We start from the raw sequence: 26,596 nt of genomic DNA, 5'->3' as shown, positions 1-26,596 counted from the left end.
TAATCACAATGCTTTCTTTAAAATATCTTCAATGGACATAGGTTTAAAATAGAAAAAACCTTGCGCTACATCGACATCGTACTGAGTTAATAAATCAACTTGTTCTTGCGTTTCTACCCCTTCAACCACAACCTTTTTATTTAAATCATGACAAATTTGCAGCATGCCTTTAAGTAATACTAAGGATCTTTTATCTTCAGTAATATAACTAATAAACGCCCGATCAATTTTAATAACATCAAGGGGTAATTTCACTAGATATGCCAAGGATGAATAACCTGCACCAAAGTCATCAAGACAAAGGGTAAAACCTAAATCTTTTAATGCATTTAAATGTTGAATAGCCATATCACTGCGGATTAACGCATTTTCTGTGATCTCTAACTCTATGTTTGTTAAGTCAGCTTGCTCCTCTTTGATGATAGCTTTTAGCTCGTCAATAAATTCATTATGATGTAAAGAATTGGCAGAAACATTCACTGATATCGGTTTATTGATTTGAGGATAGTTTTTGATAATATTTAAAGAATGCCTAAATACGTACATATCTAGCTCAAAATATAGTCCTGCTTGCTCTACAATAGGAATAAAAGCGTTAGGAGGAATTATGCCCTTATCTGGATGCTGCCAACGTACTAATGCTTCATAACCGACAACGTCGCCAGAAGACATCGATGTTTTAGGTTGTAGCACTAAAAACAACTCTTCCTGCACCAGCGCATTTCTAAATTCTGCCAATATATTCCGACGACTTAAGGTATCTTTTTCAAACTGTGGTTCAAACGCCTGTGCCATACCTCGTTTACTTTCTTTAGCAACCTTTAATGCCATTTTAGCCTGACGTAACAGTAACTCAATATCCAAGTTTTCTTGTTTAGCCTCACTGTGCGATTCACCTAAAGAAACCCCTAAACGCATAGAATTTCCCGCGAGCATAAACGGACGCGAACATTCAGCGATTAAGTTGTTTAATGTCCAAGTAGAATCGGCAACCAATACGGCAAAAACATCAGAATGTAATCGCGCTATACTGGCCTTTTCATTAAAAATACGTTTTAAGGTAGAGGTCATTGCCAGCAAAACATCATTAGAAAACTCATAACCTAAGCTATCGGTAATATCATGAAAGTAGTCTATATCAATGATATATAAACTCACTGATTGATCAGCTTGCGTATTTATACCTGCTGAAAATTGTACTAAGCCTTCTCTATTATATAAATCAGTCAATTTATCATAATAAGCAGAGCGATTAAGGTGACTAAAGTATTTTGCATTCTCTAAACCAACGGCAATATTTAAACAAAATACTTTTAATAACTCTTCATCGACCTCACTTAAATTTAACCCGCCTTCGATAACGACAACGCCCTGCCACTTAGACGGCGTACTCAAATATAGTGCGGTAAAGTTTGCCTCTAAAACATGTTTTTTATCTGCTAGTGCTCGCTGAGCAATATTTGCAGCAATACCAGAGGAAATATCATGGATATCTTTCCCATAAATGTCATTATATTCTGGAGTAGCGGCAACGACTAAAAATGAGTTTGTGGTACTACTCTTAAATTCATGAGGTCCTTTAAACGGACGTTGCGATACACAGAAAATCCCTTGCGCAGATAAATTAAATAAAGCATTAATTTGTTGTAACACACCACTGGCAAATTCATGAATAGATCGCTCTTTCATTAAGTTTGCTGAGGCATTGATGACATTTCTCAAACCTTCTTTACTACTTTCCAGTGCTTCTAAGTGACTGAAAGAACGAATCGCGGTAGCCAGAGACGTGAACAACTTATCACGGGTTAATTCACTTTTGGTCTTATAATCATTTATTTCGTATTTTGATATAATATCTTCTTCTGGGGCATAACCAGGCTGACCTGTTCGTAAAATAATTTGTAAATTGGTTTGCTTGAGTTCACTGCGAATACGTTGAGCTAAAAGCAGACCAGCATCTGACGACTCCATAACTACATCAAGCAATACCACTGCGCAATCAGGGTTATTCTGCAATAAAGTAAAGCCTTCTTCTCCAGAGTAGGCACTGATAAACTCTAATTTTTTTCCTTGAATGGTTGTATTGGATAAAGCCAGTTTAGTCACATCATGGACCGAGGCTTCGTCATCAACAATCGCTACTTTCCAAAGTTGACTATTGGTGATTTCGTCTTCTTCTTCATCATCAACAAGATTTAAAATAAAATCACTCATGATTACTTTCCCTCTGATGTGGTGCGACTAAAGGCAGCTTAATTTCAAACGTTGTGCCAATACGGCTTTCAACATGTATATCTCCGCCCATCAAATTGGTGATAATGCTATGTACTATATTTAGTCCTAGTCCCGATCCACCTTTACCTAACTTAGTGGTAAAAAAAGGGTCAAATATTTTTTTTAAACTATCTTCTTTCACACCAACGCCATTATCACTAAAGAGTAATCGCACCTCATCACCTAAGAGGTTAAAGCGGATTTTAATTGCGCCCTCTTCTTTGCCATCAAAACCATGTAACATGGAATTATTAAATAAATTAGTGATGACCTGCCCTAAAGGCCCGGGGAAGCTATCTAAGTAAATATCTTTAGGTCCTTCTATTTCATAGTGAATATTGGTGCGCTTAATTTTATGATGCAAGGTTTGTGTTATTTCATTCAAGGTATCGAGTAAATTAAACTCTCTGCGTTTACTGCTTGTTTGGTCGACGGCAACCTGTTTAAAACTGTGAATGAGTTGGGCTGCGTGCTGAAGTGAACTTTCCAGTAACGCTAAAGACTGTATCGACTCACTTTCAAAGGTTTCTAATTTAGAGCGACTCAATACACCCGTTTTAACATCCGTTAAAAAATGCATTATATTAGATGAAAGGGTACTTGCCATAGTGACGCTCACCCCTAGCGGTGTATTTACCTCATGAGCGACACCGGCAACCAAGGTACCTAGTGAAGCCATTTTTTCGGTGGCGATTAACTTACCCTGAGTTTCTTGTAATTGTTGATAAGATTGGGTGGCATTATCACGTTCAACTAATAATTCTTCTTGAATTTTTTGTTGATTATCACGTAATCCATCTAACTCACTTAACTCTATTTGAAATTGTTCTAGGTTAGATAAAATATCGGTTAGTTCATCATTACGATTATAAGTCGTTAACTCAAAATTTCGTTCGCCTCTACGAAGCTTTTCTATCGCATTGGTTACTTGAGCAAGAGGAATAAAAATTGTTCGCCTTGTATTGATAATCATACTAATCACTAAGCCAATGATCAGCAAAGTAGAGATGATCAAAACGATGGAGATATTCTTAGATATGTTCGAGAGAATAGCCATTGATTTTTTCACTTCCCGGCGGGCATTATCTGACAAGGTATCAAGTACTTTTTCTGCCTGGGTGAAGGTTTGATGTTCTAAATCATCAATCGCTTTAGTGGCGGATATTTTATTGTGGGTACGATATTCTTCAAAAATGTTAGCACCACCCGATTTTAATTCACCGAATAAGCGCTCAATTTCATTAATACGAATAATTTCTTGTGGTTTTTGTTCTAACGGCTTTAACTGCGCTAAATAGGTTTCAAACTGTAAGGCATTATTAAAAAATGACTTTTTAGCATTAGTATCATCTAAAACAAATCTGTCTAAATCAGCAAGCATATCCCCCGCTTCATCAACAAGTTCTAAATAAAAGCGTACGCCGGGTAAATCATCATCGATAACATCTTGCGGATCGTTTGCCGAGCCCACATCCGCTATCTCTTCATCCTTCATTTCATCAAGCAATATTTCTAATGGTTTGCCGACATTAATAATTAAATTATTTATTTCATTCGCTGCTTTACGCTCTTTTTCTGGCGAGTAAACCTCAAATACTTGGCTAATGGCTTTACTTTTATGGCCTTCAACTAAACGAACTACCTGTTCGATAGTATTTTGTTCTTTGATATTTGTAGGGATTAGCTCTCGAAAACGAATAAACTCATCAAAATTGCTAAAGTATTCCTGCTGTTCCTCCTCCTCACCTAATAAATACTCCAGTAAGTTAGAGTTCATATCACCTAACTCTTCCAACATAGCCAAGGTATTTAGCGCCTCAGGTAAGTCATAATCAGCAACGCGCTCCGTGGCATTACTAATTTGGGAACTAAGGTATATGACAGTGAGCGAGAAAACGAGGATAACAACAGAGATAAAGGCAAGAATTATATTAATTCTTGTTGATATGGATTGGCGTTTCATGACGTTGGTAGTCCTAACTAAACTGAGATGATGGCGTTAGACTTAAGTTTAGTTAGCTTTTAAAATTTTGCGCGAAACGATACATTTTTGGTATTAAAATAAGAAAATAATTTTTATTTATTAGATGATTAGCCTCTTATGGATCACCAGTTAGTTAATGCGGGTAAACTGAATTTTTCACCTCGAAAAGAAAGAATAACTTGCTGAGGTAATATTTTATCAACAATCAAGTTATCGCCTATCGAATCACCTTCATAACGATCACGACCATTCACCTTTACCCAACCCTCACCATCAGATGCATAAATATGTTGTTCAAACTGTAAGCTAGGTAATGCATTTTGTAGCTGTTGTGACATTTGAGATAATGGTTTAATGCTTGCCGCCTCATTCATATCAAAAGCTAATGTATTAGCATCACTTAACTCATTTGATGATTGTTCATCTGTAGCAGAAAAGTCACCTTGATAATCATTCGTTGCTTTATTGTTCGTTTCTGTCTCATCAATTGCCGCTTGAAAACGAGCTAATAAATCATTGGAAACACCTTCAACTTTAGTTACTTGATAGTTCACATCAGTATTAGTTACCGCTTGGCTAGTTTTATTCATTAACCTTGGTTTATCAGCACTGACGATTAGCGCCTCATCTGTTTTACTTGTATCAACTGTCTTTGTTACAGCTGCCACCTTCAGCGCTTTATTCTGAACTTCAGCATTATTAATCGTCTTTTCGGTAACAACTTCTTTAGCTAAAGTAGCCGCTTCTTGAAGCGTTTTTTCTGGATAAACAGCAGTTTGTGCAATAATTTTTTTATCTCGCACGGGTTCTATTTCTTCTTCGGTATTACTCACTTGTTCTTGTTGATTAGTTACCACTAATTCATTAATTGGTGTCGGCGTTTGTCCCCACCAAAAACCCGCTAAAGCAAAAAAGGCGGCAAGGCTTAATCCAGTAGCAAGCATCAAAGCACGGTTATAATGGCCGTGACCTTGTTTACTAGTTAGGTCTTCTCCTAATGCACGGTCTGCTGCCGCAATAACCGTCTTTTTATTTACCACACTGTCATTTTGGTTATACGCCAGCATCAATGCGCTATGGCATAATAAGTTAGTAAGTCGTGGGATGCCTTGAGAAAATTGATGTATTTTGTTCAACGCTGCTTTATCAAAAAGTGGCCTTGCGCAATCAGCAACCATTAATCGATGTTGAATATATTGGCTTAGCTCTTGTTTTGTTAACGGCATTAAATGATATCTAGCGGTTATACGCTGTGCTAATTGACGCAAATCACGACGCTGCAATAATTGCTGTAATTCTGGCTGACCAATCAAAATCACCTGTAATAATTTTTTAGTATTCGTTTCTAAATTGGTAAGTAAACGTAATTGTTCAAGTACTTCAGGCTGTAAGTGCTGAGCTTCATCAATAATTAATAAGGTATTGATATCATTTTCATGATTTTTCAACAGCTTTTCTGCAATTTTATCGGTTAGAGTTTTTAAACTGGCATCTGTTTTTCGATAACGAATCTTTAATTCATCACACAAAGTAGCCAAAAGCTCTTTACTAGAAAGTGTTGGATTTAAAATAAAAGCCGCTTGGGTATTTTCAGGTAATTGCTCCATTAAACAACGACTAATAGTTGTTTTACCGGTACCAACCTCACCTGTTAATAGCGCAAAACCGCCAACCTCACCTAAACCATAAGTTAGATGAGCCAGTGCCTCTCTATGGCGATCACTCATAAACAAATATTTAGGATCAGGAGATATTGAAAAAGGTAATTCACTTAATGAGAAAAAATTGCGATACATGGCGTGTGCTAGGAAGGAAAAGTAGGGTACAAAATTAACTGCTTGTTTGATGGATGTCAAAGAGTAGATGTATTTAGAGTAAATGCGTAACATTCAATTGCAAATGATAACAATTATCATTAAGATACATTCAATTAGTTACTTACCTTAAATATTTAGAAGGAATACACGGTGTTAAAAACATCCCTAACCCTATTGGCACTTATTATCAGTGGCCAAGTACACAGTCAAGCTCTGCAATCTGATGCAAACAAAATTCAACAACAATCTAAAGAACAGTCTAAAGAGAAAGATATTGAGCGAATTATAGTTACCGGCAGTCGCATTGCTGAAAGCATTGATGAAGTACCCGCTTCCATAACCGTTATCACCCAGAAACAAATTGCCGCGCAGTTAAAAGTTTCTTCTGAAATCCAAAGCTTATTAGCAAACCTTGTCCCTGGCATGGCGCCTAGCACCGGTACTTCAAGTAATTCAGGACAAACTCTTCGTGGACGTTCCCCATTAGTGATGATTGACGGCGTGCCACAATCAACACCATTACGTAATGGCGCCTTAGGTATTAGAACACTTGATGCTAGTGTTATTGAGCGTATAGAAGTGATTAAGGGTGCTACTTCTATTTATGGCAATGGCGCGGCGGGCGGTATTATTAATTACATCACTAAAAAAGCAAATAGTGATAAAGCGTTAAGCGGTCATGCGAGTGTTTCAAGTCGCTTTAGTGCGATAGAAACAGAAGACTCAGTCGGTCAACGTTATGAAGGTGGTATTAACGGTGAAGTAAATAACTTCAACTATGTATTGAACGCCAGTTATGAAAAAAATGGCTTACAACGTGATGCTGACGGCGATATTTTAGGGCTAAAATACGGTCTTTCTGATGCCGTTATGCAAGATTATTTTGCTAAAGTGGGTTATCACTTTGACGATGAAAAATCGTTGCAATTCACTTATAACTACTACCAATCAAAACAAGACGTTGATTTAATCGATCAAATTGGAAATATCAATACGGGGGACAAAACTCAAGCGATCCCTGTTCCTGAAGGTAAATCAGTCTTAGGTGATCCACAAGGTCCTACCAATCAAAACATAATGCTCAAATATGTAGATGATGAAGTTTTTGAACAAACACAGCTAATGGTCGACCTTTATAGCCAAGAGGTTGAAAATATTTTCTTTTATTCTCCAACATTAGCAAATCTAGATGGGGGTTATACTGGCGGACAGTCGTTAATAAATTCAGAAAAGACTGGTTTACGCGTCACCTTAAATACCTTAGTAGATTTCAACTTTGATAATGGTGGCTCCCTTGAAGCAACCTTTATTTACGGAATCGATGCCCTCAATGATGTTACGTCTCAGCCCATGGTAGATGGCAGGATTTGGGTGCCCGAAATGGATATGAAAAACCTCGCTGGATTTTTACAAACCAAACTTATTTACAATGATGATCTTGTGATTAAATTAGGTGTCAGACAAGAGGATATTGATTTAACGGTTAATGATTACAGTACGCTCAAGTTATGTAAAAAAATAGACCAATGCTCAGTACCTGTTGACGTTACTGGCGATACCTTAAATTATAAAGCCACCACCTATAATATCGGCATAAAATATAATGCACTGCCACTTTTTAGTCCTTTTGTCAGTTACTCACAAGGTGCTGATATTTCTGATACCGGTCGTTTGTTACGTACCGCCAGCGTCACTGATATTTCACTTATTCGCACTGAAGCCTCGGTAATTGACAATTATGAACTCGGTTTTAGTTCTGATTTTGAACAAGTACACTTCGAGTTTGCGACTTATTTCAGTACTTCTGAGTTAGGCACGACTAATAAATTTAATGAAGCTACCGGAGTTTATGTACCTGTTCGCGCACCACAAGAAATCTATGGTTACGAAGCGTTAATCAATTATGAAATTAATGATGCATGGGCCGTAAATGCCACCTATAGCTGGGTTGAAGGTAAAAATACCGAAGCCGATGTTTATTTAGGAGCAAAACAAATCAGTCCACCTAAGGCAACGTTCAATGTGAACTGGACCCCGAATAATGATATCAGTGTCGCTATTAATTATTTGTATGTCGGCGACCGTAAACGCTTTGAGGCCGTTGATGGTGAGTATGTTGGCGATCAAGGCCCTATTGATAGCTATCAAATTGTAAACTTAAGCGGCAGCTATAACTTCGCGACTGATTGGTCGACTTTTATTGGGGTGGAAAATTTATTCAACCAAGATTACTATCCAACCAAATCTCAAGGTTACACCTATGGCGGTTACAATATCAAAGGTTTAGGAACCACGGTTAATCTGGGTGTTAACTACCAATTTTAACGATCTCCTTTAACTATCAACTTTAGATATTGATTCTAAAGACCTAGGGTGAAAACAAAGCAGTATTCATTACTGCTTTGTTCATTGACTACCTCTGAACTTATCACGCTATTATGATACACTTTAGTTAACATTCGCTTCATTTTGGTCGTACTTTGCTAACCAACAACTCTGAAATTAAAAATAGCCAACTTAACACTTATTTAGTCGGTGGTGCGGTACGCGATAAGCTGCTTAATCGTCCCATCAAAGACAAAGATTATTTAGTGGTTGGTGCCAGTGTTGAACAAATGAAAGCGCTCGGTTATCAGCAAGTCGGTAAAGATTTCCCTGTATTCTTACATCCCAAAACCAAAGCAGAATATGCCCTAGCCCGTACTGAACGTAAACAAGGCCAAGGTTATACCGGTTTTAGCTGTTACTTCGCCCCTGATGTAACTATTGAAGAAGATTTAAAACGTCGAGATTTAACTGTTAATGCCATGGCTATGCATGACAACGGTGAAATAATTGATCCCTACAATGGCCAAAACGATCTTAACGATCGTATTTTACGCCATGTCAGTGATGCTTTTGTTGAAGATCCTTTGCGTGTGCTTCGCGTAGCACGTTTTGCCGCCCGTTATCATAAATACGGCTTTACCATTGCCGATGAAACACTCAAGCTAATGCAGGAAATAAGTGCCAGTGGCGAGTTACAAAGCTTAACGCCTGAACGTGTTTGGCAAGAAATGCAATTAAGCTTGGCTGATGGGGGCGCTAGTTCTGACACTCATTCAGGCAGTCCTGAAGTATTTTTTAAAGTGCTAAAACAATGTAATGCCTTAAAAGAGTTATGGCCAGAGCTGGACGTTTTGTGGGGTATTCCCAACCCTGCGCTTTGGCATCCTGAAATATGCAGTGGTATACACACCATGATGGTATTACAACAAGCCGTTTTGTTAACACAAGCCTTGCCTGTTGAGCAAAGTGACCATAAAACGGCAGTGCGTTTTGCTGCCTTATGCCATGACTTAGGTAAAGGCATAACCCCAGATAAATTATGGCCCAGCCATAAAGGCCATGAAAAATCAGGTTTACCTTTAGTTGAGAAAATCTGCCGACAACTCAAAGTACCTTCACACTACAAACAACTTGCACTAAAAGTCTGTGAATTTCATTTACATTGCCATAAAGCGTTTGAACTTAAAGCCAGCACCTTGTTGAAAATGTTCGACCAACTCGATATTTGGCGCAAACCAGACGAGTTTGAATTGTTTCTAATGGCCTGTAAGTCTGATTTTTTAGGCCGTTTAGGTTTTGATAACCGCCCTTACCCACAAGAACAATATTTACAAGCAGCAGTAAAGGCAGCAAGACAAGTCACAGCAAAGGCCTTTGTTGAACAAGGTTTAAAAGGACCTGCTATAAAAGAGGCGATGGCGACAGCAAGGTTAAGCGCTATTGTAAAAGTTAAAGCAGACTCTGCGCATTTAAGCCCGACTGCGCACTAACACAACAGAGGCTAATGGATATATACCCGTTCCACTTGAAGATGCAGGATTCAGCTGGAATTAGAAACGCCTTTAAGCAAGGCATTGATTGAAGAGAATAGTTATTCTATTGTCGAAATCAATAACGCAGCATAAAGCGTTTATAAACCAGCCCTTTGGGGAAACCTGAGTAAACCATACTCGTCGTTACATTTGTTTTAAGGACGCTACATGGATGTAGCTTATTAGAGAATGCAGGAGCACATTCTCCTGAGTGACCCTTAACAAAAAAATGTGCCTTGATTATGATTCACTCAGGTTTCCTGAAACGAGCATCTTCAAGTGGAACGGGTATAACTACTTAGTAATACTTCTAAGTCATATTTCGAAATGACGATAATACTAAGTAGTGTTATACAAAACACCCTCAACAAAACTCATCGTTAATCGTACAAAATACCGACAACAATTTATTGCAGAGTGTTTACAAACGACAACAACTTCTTAGCCCTACTTTCACTATCATCTTTATATCAAGTCAGTCTTTGGTTTGCGTAACGCTTAACTCATTAAGCAAGGTGATATGACAATGCAAATAGCTTCTTCTGGTATCTCTACATCAGCTTATACCATTCAACCTGTTATGCCGATCAGACCTGAACCAAAGCCACGCCCTGACTTTAGCGATATTTTAACACCTGAACAAAAGAACACAGTTCAACACGGTGCTAATGACAAAATAGCTGAGCAAGTTGAAAAGGTAAAATCGAACTTCCAAACCGCTAAAGATATTGATTTGATGCAGTCTTATTATCAGCAACAGCAAAAACTCTTTGATATTTATTTACAAACAAGTACTGATGGCGATACAACATCAAGCTCAGCCCAAACGAGTGAAAATAGCAGTGCGGTATCAGCATTAACGAATACCTATGCTGAATTATATGAATTACATCAGACTGTCAAAAATGGCGTAGGCTCATTACCTAGTATTGATAATGAACATGGAGGCATAGCAACCTTACCCGCAAATTCAGCTACTAATACTAATGAGATGGCAAAAAATTCTAGCAATCAATCATTAGCACATAAGCAAGTAGATGCTTATAACAGTTTAATGATGCCAAGTACTGCGTCTTACGTCCACCTAAGTGCTTAGCAATTTTCAGTTTTGATTGCACTTTGAACCTTGCAATTTGCAACTTGCCTATTAAAGTTAATGCTTTATCGCTTTGAGTAAATTCAATTCCAGTAATAAGCACTGTGGTAGCCATAACCAAAGGGTTAACGCGACTACATAAGCGATATTTACATCAAAATAAAGCCCTATCAGACTCGCCACATAGATTACCGTGCGATTACCGTACAACAGGTAATGCCGTTTCTTTTCAATTGTCATAATGCTCACCATTAATATGATGCACAAACTCAGTTAACAATGCTTGTGATGCAGGATATTCCTTTAACTCTTTATCGGCTAAAGCGAATAAATAATAAGCGTTAATTATCGTGGTATGTGCTTTTTGACACTCGTTGGTCTTCAATGCTCTTTAAAGAATATTGTGCATTTTTTAAGCCAGAACACTAATGTATTTAAGTCAGAAAACTAAAACTACTTAAGCTCTGGCTTATCTATCGTTCTAAAGGTGAGGTTTATTCGCGGTTCAGAAACTTTTTTGGTAGGGGGTAAGCGGTGCAACCAATGTTGTTGGGTAGTACCTTTCATCACTAACAAGCTGCCAGGTTTAAGTTGTAAGGGAACAACTTGTTTAGAAGACTTATGTTTAAAGGCAAATTTTCTCTCTGCACCAAAGCTTAATGAAGCAATAGCGCCATGCTCTTTTAAATCAGCCTCACCATCACTATGCCAGGCCATACCTTCTTCACCTGAGTGATAAAGGTTTAATAGGCATGAGTTATAGGTTTCATTGGTATGTTGTTCAACTAACTGTTTGAGTATTAATAGCTCGTTAGTAAACGACATAGAGTGCCTAGTGACACCAGAGTAGCTATAGGCAAAAGGTTTGCCGTCAATCGTATCCGCGCACCATGCAACTTTTCTTTTCGTTTCAATGATCTTACCTAACACAAAAGCTTGGTCGCAACGCCAAGCAATGGTGTTAAATAGCCGCTCAAAGTAATAATCGCTATCACTAAGTGGCATAATTTCGCCGTAGTAATTAACGATACCATCGGCGGGTAAAATATTAATCGGCTCATCGAGCAAAGAAGAAAATAAATCCATTATTAGAGTAAAGAACCTTAACGCTGATTATTAGATTGAGAACAACTTAACTCATAAATGGGGGCAGTTAGATAATAAACTATCTACTACCCCAAGGATTAGTAGGTCCTGTTCTAGCAGAACGCTCTCGGGTTTTCTCTGCAGTTTTCACACGAATTTCTTCAGCATTTTCAAGGCTCAACTCTTTCGGGGGTCTTTGCTCTAATCCTGCAGGCACAATACGATCACGTGGTGGTAATTCAAAGTTAGCATCATCAGCTTTAGGTAAGCTGTTATATTGATACATATAAAAGGCTTCAACTTTTTCTTGTGCCCATGAGGTTTTTTTCAAGAATTTTAAGCTCGACTCAATGCTCGCATTTTGCTTAAAGCAATTTAGGTTCATGTAAGCTGATAAGATTTCAAAACCGTAATGGTCAACTAAGGTCGTTAACACAGTCTCTAAACTGGTGCCGTGTAATGGGTTTGCTTTGTAAATATCTGAGTTACTCATTTTTTGTCCTAACATTTCTTCATCATTCAATCGTTAGATTATACCTTATCGTTGTATTTGAACAAACCGAATCAAAAATAAAAAAACCGTACAGCCTACATCACAAAATTAGTGACATTAAGCTATACGGTTTTATGCTTTACAGCGTTATGGTATTAGAAACTATTGCTTAGTAACATTTACTTCCGCATCAGCGTTATCAAGTGCTAATTTATAACCAAAAGAAACATGGTGATAACGAGCGCTTGAGTAATCGTCATGTATTGCAAAACCAAAGTTATAAACTTTACCTGCTTCAATGCTGACATCACCAGCTTTATCAGACTTAAGTTTACGCTTAACAATGACCGACCAAGTACCATTTTTAAGTGATGCTTCAACCGTTGCGCCCACACCTTTATGCATATCACGCTCAGCTAAGATCTGGCCATCTTCAACTTCTTTAGTACCTGATTTATAGCGAACCACATCCATAAATTGGTTAGCCGATTGCGCTGCATCAATTTCGCTTTGATCTTTAAGTTTATCCCAGCCACCAAGCGCTTTACCACCGCGACCTTTAAGCTCTAACTTAGTACGTGATTCTTTAAGATACTTAGTTACGCCAGTACCTGACCCCGTATTAAAGTTCAAACGATTAGCTAAATCGCTGCCCTTCAAAACATCACCATCCGGTGCAAACGGCATAGAGTTAGCATCGGCATGACACGTCCCCCAACAACCTGCTCTGTCTGCGTATTCAACATCATCAGTTGCTAGCATAAAGGCTAATTTCATTGGATTTTCTGGGTCCATTTTACCGCCATCAACAAAGGGGACAGCAGCATGTTCACCTTCAGGCCAACTAAATCTTAAATATAGGTTTTCAGCATCATGGGTTGAATCAATTGTTACATCGATATGACCACGTTTTCCAGGGATAACATTAGGTTCAAGTTTCTTATCACTTTCACCTGTGACTATATTGTTACCAATATCTGCTATCTCTTCACCATGGCAGTCAATACAGCGGTCGCCTTTAGTAAATGCACGTTTACCACCATGTCTACGTCCTAAAATCCATTCAATAGAAGCAGTACCTGGATAGAAAACGCCAATGTCTTTTGAGCTTGCTTTGCCCCAATCAACATTAATATTACTTGCAGCAGGTGCAGCAACTTTCGAAGACTTGCTTGGAGTATTACTTGCTTTACTCGGTACTACGTTAGCCAGTGCTTCTTCAACAGCGGCCGCTATTTTCTGCTCAGTTTTTGCTTTGTCAGCCATTTTTTCAGCTTTGACTGTTGCAGCAGCTGCAGCTTCTTTTGCTTCAACACGAGCTAAACCATCACGATAAGCTTGTGGCACTTCACGAATATAATCCGGATTTGGTGCTTCTAACTTTTCTAATTCTTCATCAGAAAGCTTGTCGCGAACATTGTGATGCGCAATACCTTTATGACAATCGATACAGGTTTGTCCTGTTTCAAAAGCATTTAAATGTTGCTTACGTGCACGTGGTTTTTGAAATTCAGGATTCATCGATTCGAAGTTATGACAGTTACGACATTCTCTTGAATCAGTTGATTTCATCGCATGCCAAACACTTTGCGCTAATTCAAATCTGTGTTCATTAAACTTTTCTTTAGTATCAAGTTTACCTGTTAACCAAGAGAAAACTTCTTTTGACGCTTGAATTTTTCGAACAACTTTATGTATCCAAGGTTTAGGCACATGACAGTCAGGACAACCTGCTCTCACGCCTGTACGGTTAGAAAAATGAATTGATGGTTTGTATTCTTGATAAACGTTGGCTTCCATTTCATGACAGCCAATACAAAATTCTGTGGTATTGGTCGCTTCCATAGCAGTGTTGAAACCACCCCAAAAAACAATACCCACAACAAAAAATAGAACAGCACCTGAAACAGTGGTACCCCAAATTAGTCTGCGTGACCAAAAACTAGGTTTTAAAAAAGTGTTATTTGCCATAATTGACTCTTGAATTAACTCTTAATAAGTTCAGCTCTCTTCCCTTTAGCAATAAAGCTTGAGGGAAATTATTATCCACTGCCTTCCTTCTCTATTTATCAAGGAAGCTGCAATGCTTATAAGGCGTAGTAACCTGTTTAAAAATAAGGTTACAACCCTTTCTATTTTCACTACTAATAATCATTTAAAATGAAAATAAAAAGGGCACGGCATTAGCCATGCCTTTAATTACTTAATCTATTACATTTCAACTTGCCGCTAATTATTAACAAATCAGCTTTAAGCTGAATCGTTTTATTTAAAGGAAAGAGCACGGAGTTGACGATAGTCAATGAGTACTCTTGACGCCTAAATTGGACGATTCAGCAACAAGATGAAAAGTTAACTAGGTTTTGTGGTTCATACGGTTGTGCACGTTAAACTTACCTGTTGGGGTAGTTAAACCTTTAATGCGGTATAACTCTTTAAGCGTTTTTGCATCATAAACAACAATTTCACCTGTTGGATTTTTAGCATCTTTACGGTTCCAAACTGAAACCCAAACTTCAGAGCCATCGTTGTTAAATTCCATGTGAAGTGCCGCTTTACCTGGCTCTGTTGTTACACGGATAGTTTTAACAATTTCATGAGTATCTTTATCAAATACTTGCACTGACTGTTGAACTTCTGGCTCAGGATGCTTAAGTTGATCAGCCCAAACGTATTGTGAAGTTTCATGGGTACGGATAAATGCACCAGCACCATCTGTTTCAACTTCATAACAAAGTTTCCATGCTTGATCAGGATGACCCACTGGATCGTTACCCCAAACAGAAACTAGGCCGACACCTAAGTGAGTTGTGCCGCCAACAGGACCACATTTTTTATCAATCCAGTTAGCGCCAGGACCAGGATGTGGTAATGCGTCAACTTCAATCATCGATTCTAATTTGCGTTCGATAGTATCGATAACAACCATTTTGTTTGATGCGTTAGCAGCAATTTGGAAGTAACGACCTGAAGGGTCGAAGAAACCATCATGTAAGAATTCAGCTGAAGCTATGCTAGTAATCGTTAAGTTATCTAAGTCGGTATAATCAACTTGTAACATTTGACCTGTTTCTTTAACAGCAACGATAAATGAAGAGGTTAGAGGCGAAGTATAAATAGCCGCTACACGTGCTTCATTGATGAATTCACCTTTAGTATTGTAACCACGAGTAGATACAACTTTAAGTGGGTTTAACGTTACAGCATCCATGATAACGAAATGCGCAGGCCAGTAACCGCCAGCAATTACGTATTTTCCGTCACCAGAAACAGCGATATCACGAGCGTCATAAGCCATTTTAGTTTCAGCAACTAACATTTTGTCAGGTGTTTGCCATAAATCGATCTTGTTAACTTTACCGTCACGACCAATGGTGTACCAAAAACGACCAACATCTTTTGCATGGTCAATTTTATGATGCTCAGTACCTTTGATTACATGTACTGCGTAACCGGTATCGATATGAGTGATGATTTTCTTAGTGTCGCCATCAATAATTGCCGCAGTACCTGCGTCACGTTCGATAACAACAAAGAAGTTTTTCCAGTTTAAACCATGCATTGGCTTAGTTGGATAATCTTTTGGTGCAACATACTCTTTAGTATGTGAACGCATTTGCTCTAAAGACATTTCTGGTGGAACAGGTGGTTCCATTTGAATGAAAGTGGCCATGTTGGCAATTTCTTTCTTAGTGAACAAGTCATCAAAGTTGTTCATGCCGCCTTCAGTACCTAAAGCGATAATTTTCTCTAAACGCTTTTGGCCTTTTTTCATTGTGCTCTTAGGCTCTAAGTTTTTACCTGTAGCGCCTTTACGCAATGTACCGTGACAACCAGCACAACGCTGAAAGTATTGTAGTTTTGCTTTTTCATAATCAGCTTCAGCTAACGTCGGCTCAGCAGCAGATACTGTCATACTAAGACCAGTAGCAGCCATTCCGATTGCAAGTCCAAGTGCTGAAAGACCATAATTCACTTTTTTCATTGGGTACTCTCCAGATTTTAAAAATTATTTTTTTTGTTAAACAAGTTAAATAATGATTTACCTTCGTTTAACTGATTAATCATTTTCATTTAGTCGGTCAGAGTTATTAAGATCCAATCAACTGAAATTCTGATAAAAAAGGCATCTTCAGGAAATTTGTTAACACATAAATGTGTTAAACGTTGATGCGTCATTTATGTAACTAAATATTACTATCCGCACTATCATCTATATCTGCTTTTGAAAATGTGATGCAGATCAAGTTTAAAAAAAAATAATTGTTAATGAATACACAAGTTGATCAAGGTCAACAAATGACGCTTTCAATTATAAAAATACTACTTGTTCATCAGTATTAAGCGCTACTATTCAGTCAACGTTACAAACACTTAACCATATTTTTTTTAGGGGTATTATTCATGGAGAATCGCACTAAGTCTTTTATTTATGCGGCTATCATCGGCTTAATTATTGTTGCCATATTTTTAGGTTTTTTATCAAGTATGGCCAATCCCATCTCTTGGATCTTAATTGCGGTGTTAGTTATGATTCCTATACTTTACAAGAAAAAATCTAATCCAAAACAAGTAGAGTGGCGTGAGGAGTACAGTGTAGGGATAGCTCATATAGATGATGATCATAAAAAACTGATCAGTTTATTAAATAATTTCAGCATTGCTTACGACTATGCAATGAGTGAATCTTTTGAAAAAGAAGCGTTAAACGAATTAATTAGCTATACCAAATATCATTTTGAGCGTGAAGAAAAAATGATGGAAGATAATGACTACCCCGATGTAATCGCCCATAAAGCGCAGCATAAAGTGATGATTGGACAAGTTGAAAAATTTGTACAGCTATACAATGACAAAGGACATGATGCCTTGGATGAAATTGCCAGCTTCTTATCTGATTGGTTAATAAATCATATAAATGGTACCGATAAACAGTATTCTGAGCACCTACACAATAAGGGTATCTATTAACACTTAATCACACAATCTTCACAGCTAAATACAATAAAGAGCTTCCTTGAGGCTCTTTTTTTTGTTAATCCCTCTTTCGATGATTTAAATCAAAAAAGCCCCCGTACTTCCTTATCAAAGTATGATCTTTGACAAAAAACTATTCCCCTAAGCGTTATAAGGTTAAGCCAACTTAAAAAGCACAGTGGAAAACAAATGAGTTATTTAAAAATCACCTTAAGCTGCTTAGTTATGGCTACTCATTTATTAAGCCTTACCTTTGTTACAGAAGTTGTTGCGGTGAACGTTATCAGCAGTGAAGACGAATTACCTCAAGCACGTAAAGATCAACTGACCCATATCGTTCAACAAGATTGCGGATCTTGTCATGGCATGACCTTAAAAGGTGGTTTAGGCCCCGCTTTATTACCTGAAAACCTTGAAGGTAAACCTGTACTTTTTTTACAACATACCATTTTATATGGTCGCACTGGCACGGCTATGCCGCCATGGAAAACCCTATTAACCGAACAAGAAGCATTATGGATATCTCAACAATTAAAAGCAGGAAAAATAGCTAAGCCGTAATAACAAAATTAGTTACACAACGGCAAGCCGTTATTCCCGTAGTTACTCAATCGGGAATTCATAATTATTTAGAACAACTTTATAGCAAATTTTAGGAAAATCGATGAACACTAAATTAATAAAAATAGCGAGCGTTGCCATACTATCTAGCGTTATTGCAGCTTGCTCGAGTCAGACAACTAATGACATCGCTGAAGTACCATTACGCGCCACAGGTGATATGGGTGTTGTTATTGAACGCGCCACAGGTCAAGTGCAAATTATTAACCATACACATCAAGAAGTTTTAGCCGAAATAGATGGCTTAGGAGATTTATCTCACGCTTCTATTGTTTACTCACGTGACCAACGTTACGCCTATGTTTTTGGTCGTGATGGTGGTTTAACTAAAATAGATATTCTTAAAGATAAAATAGCCAAACGAGTGATGCAGTCAGGCAACAGTATTGGCGGCGCAATTAGTCAAGATGGTAAATTAGTTGCCGTATCAAACTACACACCAGGCGGCGTAAAAGTATTTAACAGTGAAACCTTAGAATTAGTCGCCACAATCGACAGCTCAATTTTAACCACTAAGCCTAAAAATAAAGATGGCAGCCCGGTACGTTCTAAAGTGGTTGGCTTAGTTGATGCGCCGAATAATAAATTTGTTTTTAGCTTATTCGACAGTAATGAAATTTGGGTTGCTGATTTCTCTGATATTGAAAAAAGTAAAACACTTAAATTTGCACCTAAGCTAACTAAATTTACCGATATTGGCTTATTCCCTTACGACGCATTAATGAGCCCCGACGGTCGCTACTATATAGCAGGTCTTTTTGGTGAAGACGGTATGGCATTACTTGATTTATGGCATATTGAAAAAGGCGTTAAACGCATTTTACCTAACTACGGTAAAGGCGAGCAGAAGTTACCTGTGTATAAAATGCCACATTTAGAAGGTTGGGCAATCGCTGGCGATTACGCTTTTATGCCCGCAGTGGGCCAACATAAAGTCTTAGTGGTAAACACTAAAACATGGCAACAAGTGACAGAGATCCCGGCTCATAGCCAGCCAATCTTTGTTATGGCGCAGCCTGATAACCGTCAAATATGGGTTAACTTTGCCTACCCTGACAACAACACTATTCAGATATTTAATACTGAAACTTTTGAGTTAGTAAAAACCTTAACTCCTGGTCCTGCAGTTTTACACATGGAATTTACCCCACGTGGCGAACACGTATGGATGTCAGTACGTGATAGCAATGAAATTCAAATATACGACACTAAAACTCAAACCTTGCAAAAAACACTTAAATCATCAAGCCCGAGCGGTATTTTCTTCACCAATCGCGCACATCAAATAGGCTTGTAATCATGATAACTTTAAAAATGCAGGTGCTTGATTTACATCCACTCACATTAGCAAAAATCCCAAGTGGTATTTTCTTCATCACTCCAAATAATCGCGCACACAAAATAGGCTTGTAACCATGTCTAAAAATATGACTAAAGACATCGCTGATATCTCACAATTACAGCAAGACATTATTAATAACAGCCAAAAGGGCTTCCCGCTTACTAGCCAGCCTTATAAAACAATTGCTGAGCAATTGGCAAAAGTTAATATTGTCACGAATGAGCTAAAAGTATTTCTAGCTATTGATGATCTCAACAACCAAGAAGTACTATCACGTGTTGGGCCAGTATTTGATCATAAAAAAGCAGGGGCAAGTACCTTGGCTGCACTTGCTGTGCCAGCAAAAGACTTAGACAAAATTGCCGGTATTGTGAACCAGTTTGATCAAGTAAATCATAACTACGGCAGAGAGCACGTTTACAACCTTTGGTTTGTTGTAACAGCTAGCGATATGGTGGCACTTAATAACACCCTAGCAAATATTGAATTACTCACAGGCTTAGCTGTTTTAGTATTGCCAATGGAAGCGTCGTACCATATTGACTTAGCGTTTAGCATTAATGTTACCGGTGTAGAAAGCGCTACCTCTAATCAAGAAAACCAACCTGTTACTTTTACTGATAGTGATAGTGATGTAACCAGCTTAACTAACATTGAAAAAGTAGCTTTACGTTGCGCCATAGAAAAAGGTCTACCAACGAGTTTATTACCTTACCAGGTGATTGCCCAGCAACTATCGCTGACAGAGCAGCAAGTGATAATGCAAATATCCCTTTGGCAAGAAGAAGGCTTAATTCGCCGTTTTGGTTTAGTCATTAAACATCGAAAACTAGGTTATGACGCTAATGCCATGGTCGTTTGGAATATTCCTAACGACGACATGGATGGCATTGCTCAGAAACTAGCAAAATGTGCCCCTGTTTCACTGTGTTATCAACGCCCTCGGCGTCTACCTGATTGGCCTTATAACTTATTCTGCATGATTCATGGCACTGATAGAGCCTTGGTTTTACAACAAATCGATCAGATAACAGAGCAACTAGGCCTTGAGTCAATCCAAAAAGATGTGCTGTTTAGCTTTAAAGCTTATAAACAACATGGCGCACGTTATGGCAAAACAAAGAGCGGTAAGGCAAAAAGCAGCAACAATGCTGTGAACAGTTCACAACAAGGACAAGCTCATGGATAACGCCACTTTAAGCCCAGCTACGGCTAACAAAATAGCGACTAAGGTAACAACTAACGTAATGAATACCGCAACCAATAATGAAAAGATTTGTCATGAGGTAGCCGAGCTCTCTGCCCTTGATAAAAGCCTGATCAACTTACTGCAACACGGTGTACCTGTTTGTGAGCGCCCCTTTGAGCAAATCGCTAATGAGCTTGGTAGCACTGAAGCTGAAGTAATACAGCATTTAACTGAATTAAAAGAAAGCCGAGTATTAAGCCGCTTTGGCCCAATGTTTGACGCCGTTTATTTAGGTGGCGCATTTACCTTAGCAGCACTCGCTGTGCCCGATGAAGATTTTGACCAAGTGACCGAGCAAGTAAATAGTTTCGAACAAATAGCTCATAACTACCGTCGTACACACAGATTTAATATGTGGTTTGTTATCGCGACAGAAGAAGCCGATGAAATTGAACGTGTTATTACAGCCATCGAAGAAAAAACAGGCCTGAGTGTACTCAACACTCCAAAACTTAAAGAGTTTTACGTGGGTTTATACCTACCCGTATAAGTTAGCAGATCTGATTAATGAGCGACGTCATCCTCGAAGTATCTGATCGAGGATCCATGTACTTTTACTCAAATTATTTAAACTGAGTTTTCGACTAAGTAATCTCGGGAATAGAATGAAAAACACGAGCTATAAATAATGATAGAACTAACAAGACAAAAACAAAATGCACCCACCAAACAGAAGCCCACTTTAACAGCAATAGAACGCCAATATATTCTGCTCACGCAAAATGGCTTACCCATTATTGAAAAACCTTATCATCATATTGCCGAGCAAATGGAGATGAGTGTTGAAGCTATTTTGGCATTAACCAATGACTTATTAGATCGCGGGGTTATCAGACGTATAGCAGCCGTGCCGAATCATTACAAATTAGGTTATCAATACAACGGTATGACTGTGTGGGATATTGATGATGAGCAAGCTGAAAGATTTGGTGACGCCGTTGGTCGGCTACCTTTTGTCAGTCATTGTTACCTTCGCCCGCGCCATTTACCTCAATGGAATTACAATTTATTTGCCATGGTGCACGGAAAAACCCCTGAAGCAATAGCCAAGTATCGGGGTCAGATCAAAGAATTGTTAAAAGAGGTATTGGTCACGCGCAACCATGATTTAAGTCAAGACTTCATGACTAAAAGTAATGATATGTTAACCAGCACAGCAATATTGAAAAAAACAGGTTTGCGTTTAAAGCGATAGCTAATTCAGCGCTACGCTTGTTCGCAACAAGAAAAACGCCAAGGGCAAGGTATAATATTATGTTTAGAATCTCACAACTTTTAAAAACATTGCATGATGATATGGCTGAATTTAAGCCAGTAAAAGCGGCAAGGAAAATGCCTGGTCCTGTAGTTATCTGGAACTTGATCCGTCGCTGCAATCTTCGTTGCAAACACTGTTATGCAACCTCATTAGACATTGATTTTAAAGATGAGTTATCAACCGAGCAAGTTAAAGCCACCATTGATGATTTGAAGGTTGCACACGTACCTGTGTTAATTCTTTCAGGTGGTGAGCCCTTAATGCGCCCTGATATTTATGAAATTACCGCTTACGCTAAAGAAAAAGGCTTTTATGTTGCCCTTTCGACTAATGGCACTTTAATTGATGAGTCAAATATTGCCCAAATCAAAGCAGCGAATTATCAATATGTTGGTATTAGTATTGATGGTTTAGAAGAATTTCACGATGAATTCCGCCGACAAAAAGGTAGCTTTAAAACCTCAATGCACGCCATTAAATTATGTAAAGAGGCAGGTATAAAAATCGGCATGCGTCTTTGTTTAACCAAGGATAACGAAAAAGATTTACCTGCGATGTTAGATCTAATGGAAGAAAATAACGTCGATAAATTCTATCTATCTCATTTGAATTACTCTGGCCGTGGCAAACGTACCGCTGAAGATGATGCCATGTTCAAGATGACTAAAGATGCAATGGAATTGCTCTATGAACGTGCTTGGTCTCATATCAGCCAAGGCATAGAAACCGATTTTGTCACCGGTAATAACGATGCCGACGGACCTTTTTTATTAAAATGGGCCACCAAACAATTTGGCGAAAGTCACCCTGAATGTATTGCCAATTTAAAGCAACGTTTAATTAATTGGGGCGGTAATGCCAGTGGCGTTAATGTCGCTAACATCGACAATACCGGCACCATTCACCCTGATACCTATTGGTGGAATCACCCCATTGGTAATGTAAAAACAGAAAAATTCTCTGACGTTTGGAAAAACACCCAAGACCCATTAATGCTTGGTTTTAGACAAAGTCCTCGTCCGGTTAAAGGTCGCTGCGCACAATGTAAGTTTTTAAATATCTGTGGTGGTAATACCCGCACTCGTGCTTTTGCACAATCTGGTGATGCTTGGGCAGAAGATCCTGGCTGCTACTTAGATGACAGTGAAATAGGTTATACCCCACCGCCATCAAAATTTTCCAACGAGTTAGCTAATGAGAACGATAAAAACAATGCAATTCAATTTGTCGAAGTTTAACAGCGAACAGCAAACTAATTCTTAACGTAAATGAACGTATATAAAACTAAAGAAACTAATTAAGCAACCGAGCCTGTCCTGAAAATGGGCTCAAGTGCAATAAGGCGAGAGCATGAATACATCATCATTAAATCAATCAAACCAGCCAAGCAGCATCATCTCTGTAGATAATGGAAAAATCTCCGCACGAGGAAAATCAGTATTAAACCAAGGCGAAGTTGCCTTAGTAGGATCTGGTCCTGGTGATGCAGAATTACTGACTATTCGTGCTATGCGTTTTATTGAACAAGCTGAAATAGCGATTTATGACCGATTGGTGAGTGATGAAATACTAGCGCTATTACCAGATAACTGTGAACGTTTTTACGTCGGTAAAGAGCAAGCCAAACATTGCGTACCACAAGACCGAATTAACGAAATTTTAGTAGAAGAAGCGCGCTTAGGTAAAAGAGTATTGCGCTTAAAAGGCGGCGACCCGTTTATATTTGGTCGTGGTGGTGAAGAAGCAGAGTACATGCTACAAAATGGCGTAAGTTGTCATATTTGCCCAGGTATTACTGCCGCATCGGGTTGTACTACTTATGCAGGTATTCCGTTAACACATCGTGGTGTTGCGCAAGGTTGTACCTTCATTACCGGCCATATTCAAAACAATGGTCAGCTTAACTTACCATGGCAGAGTTTATGTTGCCCAACCCAAACGGTTGTGTTTTACATGGGCATTAATACCTTATCAAAAATTGCAGAAAAATTAGTAGAGCATGGCCGAGATATTAATACGCCAGCAGCCTTAATTCGCAAAGGCACACAACCTGAACAAAAAACCTATCGTGGCACTATCGGTAACTTGGCTGAGCTTGTTGAAAAACACAACATTACCCCACCAACACTTATCGTTATTGGTGATGTAGTAAACCAGCTCACTGAACAACAATTAAAAACACCCGGTTTTTTAGACGCAAATGACTATGTTCAATCAGTCTCTGAAAAAATAGCGTAAATAAAACAACAGGATCCTCGATTAAGACACGACGAGCATGACGACTGGAAGGCTTGGAACTTAGCTTAATGCTACCAGCCCAATAACCGTCATCTCCGAAATGTCTGATCGGAACGTAGAGTGGATGCTACTTATTAGACAATGCAGGACGCACATTGTCCTGATCCATTGGCTTAACAGCTGGATGTTCGATTAAAACACCACGAGCATGACGACTAGAAGGTTGGAACTTAGATTAAGCTACCAGCCCAACAACCGTCATTCCCGAGTTCACTGATCGGGAATCCATTTGTTTTAAAACTGGATGCTCTATTAAGACATCACGAGCATAACGACTAGAAAATGACAAATTCAAAAGGTTCTACCATGACTAAACTCCCTTTTCTTATCTCACTTTGTGTGGCGATTTTATCTAGTTCCTTTTACACCAATATTGCCACTGCAGCGCCAACCAAAAAGACCACGATGTCTGCCACTGAAAAAGCTGCAGCCAAGAAGCTCTATCAAGACAATTGCCAAAGCTGTCATGGCGTTGACCGATTAGGCGCTATGGGTCCGGCGTTATTACCAGAAAATCTTGCTCGTTTCCGTAAAAACAAAGCGATTAAGGTTATCAATAATGGTCGTGCTGCCACTCAAATGCCTAGTTTTAGTCAAACCCTAAGCAAAAACGAAATCGCCAGCTTAGCTAATTACATTTATACGCCATCAAAAGCCTCGCTTAGTTGGACTCTCGCCGATATTAACGCGTCAAAAGTACAACATTTTGATCAAAGAAAATTACCCAATGAAGCCCAATTTGATGCTGACTTAATGAATTTATTCATTGTTGTTGAATTGGGTGACCACAGCGCGACCTTATTAAACGGCGACACCTTTGAGCCATTAGATCGTTTTAAAACGCGCTTCGCTTTACACGGCGGGCCAAAGTATTCACCTGACGGCCGTTTTGTATTTTTTGCCTCTCGTGATGGTTGGATCAGCAAATACGATATTTATAACCGCAAAACCGTCAGTGAAGTTCGCGCGGCAATTAATACCCGTAACATCGCCATATCAAATGATGGCAACTATTTAATTGTCGGAAACTACTTACCTAACAATGTAGTAATACTCAAGACTACTGACTTATCGCCTCTTAAAGTAATTGATGCTATCGATAGCGACGGCAATAGCTCACGTGTTAGCGCTGTATATAATGCACCACCACGCTTTAGCTTTATCGTCGCGCTAAAAGACGTCAAAGAAGTATGGGAAATACCTTACAGTGATGAAGGTGGCGTTGATGTCTATAAAGGCTGGGCACATGACTATAGAGTTGAAGCCAAAGCGGAAGGTTGGAAAGCTGACTTATCTAACAAAAATGAGCAATTCCCTATTCGTCGCATTAAAACTGATGATTACTTAAATGACTTTTTCTTCGACCCAGATTACATCAACTTAATTGGTACTGCCCGTAACAGTCACAATGGCCAAGTGATAAATCTAGACACTAAGAAAAAGATAGCTTCAATTGGTTTAACCGGCATGCCACACTTAGGATCCGGTATTACCTGGAACTATCAAGGTAAGGAAGTGTTTGCTTCACCTAATATCAAGGAAGGTAAAATTACCGTTATTGATATGGAAAATTGGAACATCATTAAAGAGATTAAAACCGAAGGACCAGGCTTCTTTATGCGCAGCCACAGTAAATCACGTTATGCTTGGACCGATGTATTCTTTGGCCCGAACAACGACAAAGTACATGTTATTGATAAGAGCACGTTAGAAATAGTGAAAACCTTATCACCATCACCAGGTAAAAATGCCGCTCATGTCGAGTTTACCAAAGACGGAAAATACGTACTGTTAAGCGTGTGGGATATGGACGGTGAGTTAATTGTCTACGATGCTGACACATTAGAAATAGTAAAACGTATGCCAATGAAAAAACCGTCAGGTAAATACAATGTTTTTAACAAAATTAGTTATGAGAAAGGTACAAGTCACTAAATGCTATTGATGTTTTTTTACCAAGTATGGATAACTCAACCATACCCATAATACTTCAAGATGCTAGTTTCAGGATGCCTGTGCGATTCATGATCGAGGCGCCTCTTTTTATTAAGGGTTACTCCCTTAAAAAGAGAGGCAACGAAAAGCATTATTCGTTCAGACATCCCCGTAGGGCTGGTTTAGAATCGCTTTATACTACGTTATTGATTTTGACAAGGGAATAACCATTATCTTCAATCAATGCCTTGTCTAAAGACATTTCTAATTCCAGCTGAATCCTGCATCTTAAAGTAACATGGGTAT

Annotated in this window: 20 protein-coding genes; 12 read left to right on the top strand and 8 right to left on the bottom strand. The window is 38.6% G+C overall.

Annotated elements, in window-relative coordinates; translation table 11 throughout:
* Positions 1–3: 3 nt before the first annotated feature.
* The 3 genes from CXF85_RS09915 to CXF85_RS09905 form a co-directional block, all read right to left on the bottom strand.
* Positions 4–2,214, bottom strand: coding sequence for a GGDEF/EAL domain-containing response regulator (locus tag CXF85_RS09915; protein WP_101228364.1), 2,211 nt, complete (start codon positions 2,212–2,214; stop codon positions 4–6).
* Entirely contained in the window at positions 2,207–4,237 is a 2,031-nt protein-coding gene (locus CXF85_RS09910; protein WP_101228363.1) for a sensor histidine kinase, read from the bottom strand. The genes CXF85_RS09915 and CXF85_RS09910 overlap by 8 nt, the downstream gene beginning before the upstream one ends.
* Before the next feature lie 143 nt (positions 4,238–4,380).
* On the bottom strand, positions 4,381–6,054 hold the full coding sequence (locus tag CXF85_RS09905) for an AAA family ATPase (RefSeq protein ID WP_101228362.1): 1,674 nt from the start codon (positions 6,052–6,054) through the stop codon (positions 4,381–4,383).
* A 171-nt stretch (positions 6,055–6,225) separates the two neighbouring features.
* Here CXF85_RS09905 and CXF85_RS09900 point away from each other — a divergent pair, with 171 nt between their 5' ends.
* From CXF85_RS09900 to CXF85_RS09885, 3 genes are all read left to right on the top strand, one after another.
* Entirely contained in the window at positions 6,226–8,400 is a 2,175-nt protein-coding gene (locus CXF85_RS09900; protein ID WP_101228361.1) for a TonB-dependent receptor domain-containing protein, read from the top strand.
* A 155-nt stretch (positions 8,401–8,555) separates the two neighbouring features.
* On the top strand, positions 8,556–9,893 hold the full coding sequence (locus tag CXF85_RS09895) for a multifunctional CCA addition/repair protein (RefSeq protein WP_101228360.1): 1,338 nt from the start codon (positions 8,556–8,558) through the stop codon (positions 9,891–9,893).
* Between the two features lie 562 nt (positions 9,894–10,455).
* A complete protein-coding gene (locus CXF85_RS09885) occupies positions 10,456–11,031 on the top strand; it encodes a hypothetical protein (protein ID WP_101228359.1) in 576 nt (191 codons plus the stop codon).
* 57 nt (positions 11,032–11,088) lie between these two features.
* On the opposite strand, the gene CXF85_RS09880 is transcribed toward CXF85_RS09885, so the two are convergent.
* From CXF85_RS09880 to CXF85_RS09860, 5 genes are all read right to left on the bottom strand, one after another.
* Positions 11,089–11,271 carry a hypothetical protein gene (locus CXF85_RS09880; RefSeq protein WP_232771147.1) on the bottom strand — a complete coding sequence of 61 codons (183 nt, stop codon included), beginning with the start codon at positions 11,269–11,271 and terminating at the stop codon, positions 11,089–11,091.
* Positions 11,272–11,484: 213 nt separating this feature from the next.
* Positions 11,485–12,117 carry an alpha-ketoglutarate-dependent dioxygenase AlkB family protein gene (locus tag CXF85_RS09875; protein WP_101228358.1) on the bottom strand — a complete coding sequence of 211 codons (633 nt, stop codon included), beginning with the start codon at positions 12,115–12,117 and terminating at the stop codon, positions 11,485–11,487.
* Positions 12,118–12,196: 79 nt separating this feature from the next.
* Positions 12,197–12,610, bottom strand: coding sequence for a VF530 family DNA-binding protein (locus CXF85_RS09870; protein ID WP_101228453.1), 414 nt, complete (start codon positions 12,608–12,610; stop codon positions 12,197–12,199).
* A 162-nt stretch (positions 12,611–12,772) separates the two neighbouring features.
* The gene (locus CXF85_RS09865) at positions 12,773–14,581 is read right to left on the bottom strand and encodes a NapC/NirT family cytochrome c (RefSeq protein ID WP_101228357.1); all 1,809 of its coding nucleotides are present in this window, start codon (positions 14,579–14,581) and stop codon (positions 12,773–12,775) included.
* Positions 14,582–14,966: 385 nt separating this feature from the next.
* Positions 14,967–16,595 carry a cytochrome D1 domain-containing protein gene (locus CXF85_RS09860; RefSeq protein ID WP_101228356.1) on the bottom strand — a complete coding sequence of 543 codons (1,629 nt, stop codon included), beginning with the start codon at positions 16,593–16,595 and terminating at the stop codon, positions 14,967–14,969.
* A 419-nt stretch (positions 16,596–17,014) separates the two neighbouring features.
* Here CXF85_RS09860 and CXF85_RS09855 point away from each other — a divergent pair, with 419 nt between their 5' ends.
* From CXF85_RS09855 to CXF85_RS09815, 9 genes are all read left to right on the top strand, one after another.
* The gene (locus CXF85_RS09855) at positions 17,015–17,581 is read left to right on the top strand and encodes a bacteriohemerythrin (RefSeq protein ID WP_101228355.1); all 567 of its coding nucleotides are present in this window, start codon (positions 17,015–17,017) and stop codon (positions 17,579–17,581) included.
* A gap of 195 nt (positions 17,582–17,776) precedes the next feature.
* Entirely contained in the window at positions 17,777–18,148 is a 372-nt protein-coding gene (locus tag CXF85_RS09850) for a c-type cytochrome (protein WP_232771146.1), read from the top strand.
* Between the two features lie 103 nt (positions 18,149–18,251).
* Entirely contained in the window at positions 18,252–19,505 is a 1,254-nt protein-coding gene (locus tag CXF85_RS09845; protein WP_101228354.1) for a cytochrome D1 domain-containing protein, read from the top strand.
* 118 nt (positions 19,506–19,623) lie between these two features.
* Entirely contained in the window at positions 19,624–20,739 is a 1,116-nt protein-coding gene (ahbB, locus tag CXF85_RS09840; protein WP_101228353.1) for a siroheme decarboxylase subunit beta, read from the top strand.
* Positions 20,732–21,289: an Lrp/AsnC family transcriptional regulator gene (locus CXF85_RS09835; RefSeq protein WP_232771145.1), complete on the top strand. Its 558-nt coding sequence runs from the start codon at positions 20,732–20,734 to the stop codon at positions 21,287–21,289. Before ahbB (CXF85_RS09840) ends, CXF85_RS09835 begins: the two co-directional genes overlap by 8 nt.
* A 138-nt stretch (positions 21,290–21,427) precedes the next feature.
* A complete protein-coding gene (ahbB, locus tag CXF85_RS09830; protein ID WP_101228352.1) occupies positions 21,428–21,994 on the top strand; it encodes a siroheme decarboxylase subunit beta in 567 nt (188 codons plus the stop codon).
* Positions 21,995–22,053: 59 nt separating this feature from the next.
* Complete coding sequence (gene nirJ, locus CXF85_RS09825; protein WP_101228351.1) at positions 22,054–23,295, top strand: heme d1 biosynthesis radical SAM protein NirJ; 1,242 nt, start codon at positions 22,054–22,056, stop codon at positions 23,293–23,295.
* A 112-nt stretch (positions 23,296–23,407) separates the two neighbouring features.
* On the top strand, positions 23,408–24,295 hold the full coding sequence (gene cobA, locus CXF85_RS09820) for a uroporphyrinogen-III C-methyltransferase (RefSeq protein WP_101228350.1): 888 nt from the start codon (positions 23,408–23,410) through the stop codon (positions 24,293–24,295).
* A gap of 366 nt (positions 24,296–24,661) precedes the next feature.
* Entirely contained in the window at positions 24,662–26,290 is a 1,629-nt protein-coding gene (locus tag CXF85_RS09815; protein WP_101228349.1) for a nitrite reductase, read from the top strand.
* Positions 26,291–26,596 lie beyond the last annotated feature (306 nt).

Origin of the sequence: Colwellia sp. 75C3 (genome assembly GCF_002836255.1) — a bacterium.
In the GTDB taxonomy this organism is placed as follows: Bacteria; Pseudomonadota; Gammaproteobacteria; order Enterobacterales; family Alteromonadaceae; genus Colwellia.
This window is presented reverse-complemented; position numbering and strand designations above follow the sequence as displayed.

Bases quoted from the DNA above. Each gene is read 5' to 3' on its own strand.
- CXF85_RS09905 (WP_101228362.1), bottom strand. From the start codon at position 6,054: ATGTATCGCAATTTTTTCTCATTAAGTGAATTACCTTTTTCAATATCT.
- CXF85_RS09835 (WP_232771145.1), top strand. From the start codon at position 20,732: ATGGATAACGCCACTTTAAGCCCAGCTACGGCTAACAAAATAGCGACT.
- CXF85_RS09910 (WP_101228363.1), bottom strand. From the start codon at position 4,237: ATGAAACGCCAATCCATATCAACAAGAATTAATATAATTCTTGCCTTT.
- CXF85_RS09880 (WP_232771147.1), bottom strand. From the start codon at position 11,271: ATGACAATTGAAAAGAAACGGCATTACCTGTTGTACGGTAATCGCACG.
- CXF85_RS09845 (WP_101228354.1), top strand. From the start codon at position 18,252: ATGAACACTAAATTAATAAAAATAGCGAGCGTTGCCATACTATCTAGC.
- ahbB (WP_101228352.1), top strand. From the start codon at position 21,428: ATGATAGAACTAACAAGACAAAAACAAAATGCACCCACCAAACAGAAG.
- CXF85_RS09875 (WP_101228358.1), bottom strand. From the start codon at position 12,117: ATGGATTTATTTTCTTCTTTGCTCGATGAGCCGATTAATATTTTACCC.
- CXF85_RS09885 (WP_101228359.1), top strand. From the start codon at position 10,456: ATGACAATGCAAATAGCTTCTTCTGGTATCTCTACATCAGCTTATACC.
- CXF85_RS09860 (WP_101228356.1), bottom strand. From the start codon at position 16,595: ATGAAAAAAGTGAATTATGGTCTTTCAGCACTTGGACTTGCAATCGGA.
- CXF85_RS09850 (WP_232771146.1), top strand. From the start codon at position 17,777: ATGAGTTATTTAAAAATCACCTTAAGCTGCTTAGTTATGGCTACTCAT.
- CXF85_RS09855 (WP_101228355.1), top strand. From the start codon at position 17,015: ATGGAGAATCGCACTAAGTCTTTTATTTATGCGGCTATCATCGGCTTA.
- CXF85_RS09870 (WP_101228453.1), bottom strand. From the start codon at position 12,610: ATGAGTAACTCAGATATTTACAAAGCAAACCCATTACACGGCACCAGT.
- CXF85_RS09915 (WP_101228364.1), bottom strand. From the start codon at position 2,214: ATGAGTGATTTTATTTTAAATCTTGTTGATGATGAAGAAGAAGACGAA.
- CXF85_RS09865 (WP_101228357.1), bottom strand. From the start codon at position 14,581: ATGGCAAATAACACTTTTTTAAAACCTAGTTTTTGGTCACGCAGACTA.
- cobA (WP_101228350.1), top strand. From the start codon at position 23,408: ATGAATACATCATCATTAAATCAATCAAACCAGCCAAGCAGCATCATC.
- ahbB (WP_101228353.1), top strand. From the start codon at position 19,624: ATGTCTAAAAATATGACTAAAGACATCGCTGATATCTCACAATTACAG.
- nirJ (WP_101228351.1), top strand. From the start codon at position 22,054: ATGTTTAGAATCTCACAACTTTTAAAAACATTGCATGATGATATGGCT.
- CXF85_RS09815 (WP_101228349.1), top strand. From the start codon at position 24,662: ATGACTAAACTCCCTTTTCTTATCTCACTTTGTGTGGCGATTTTATCT.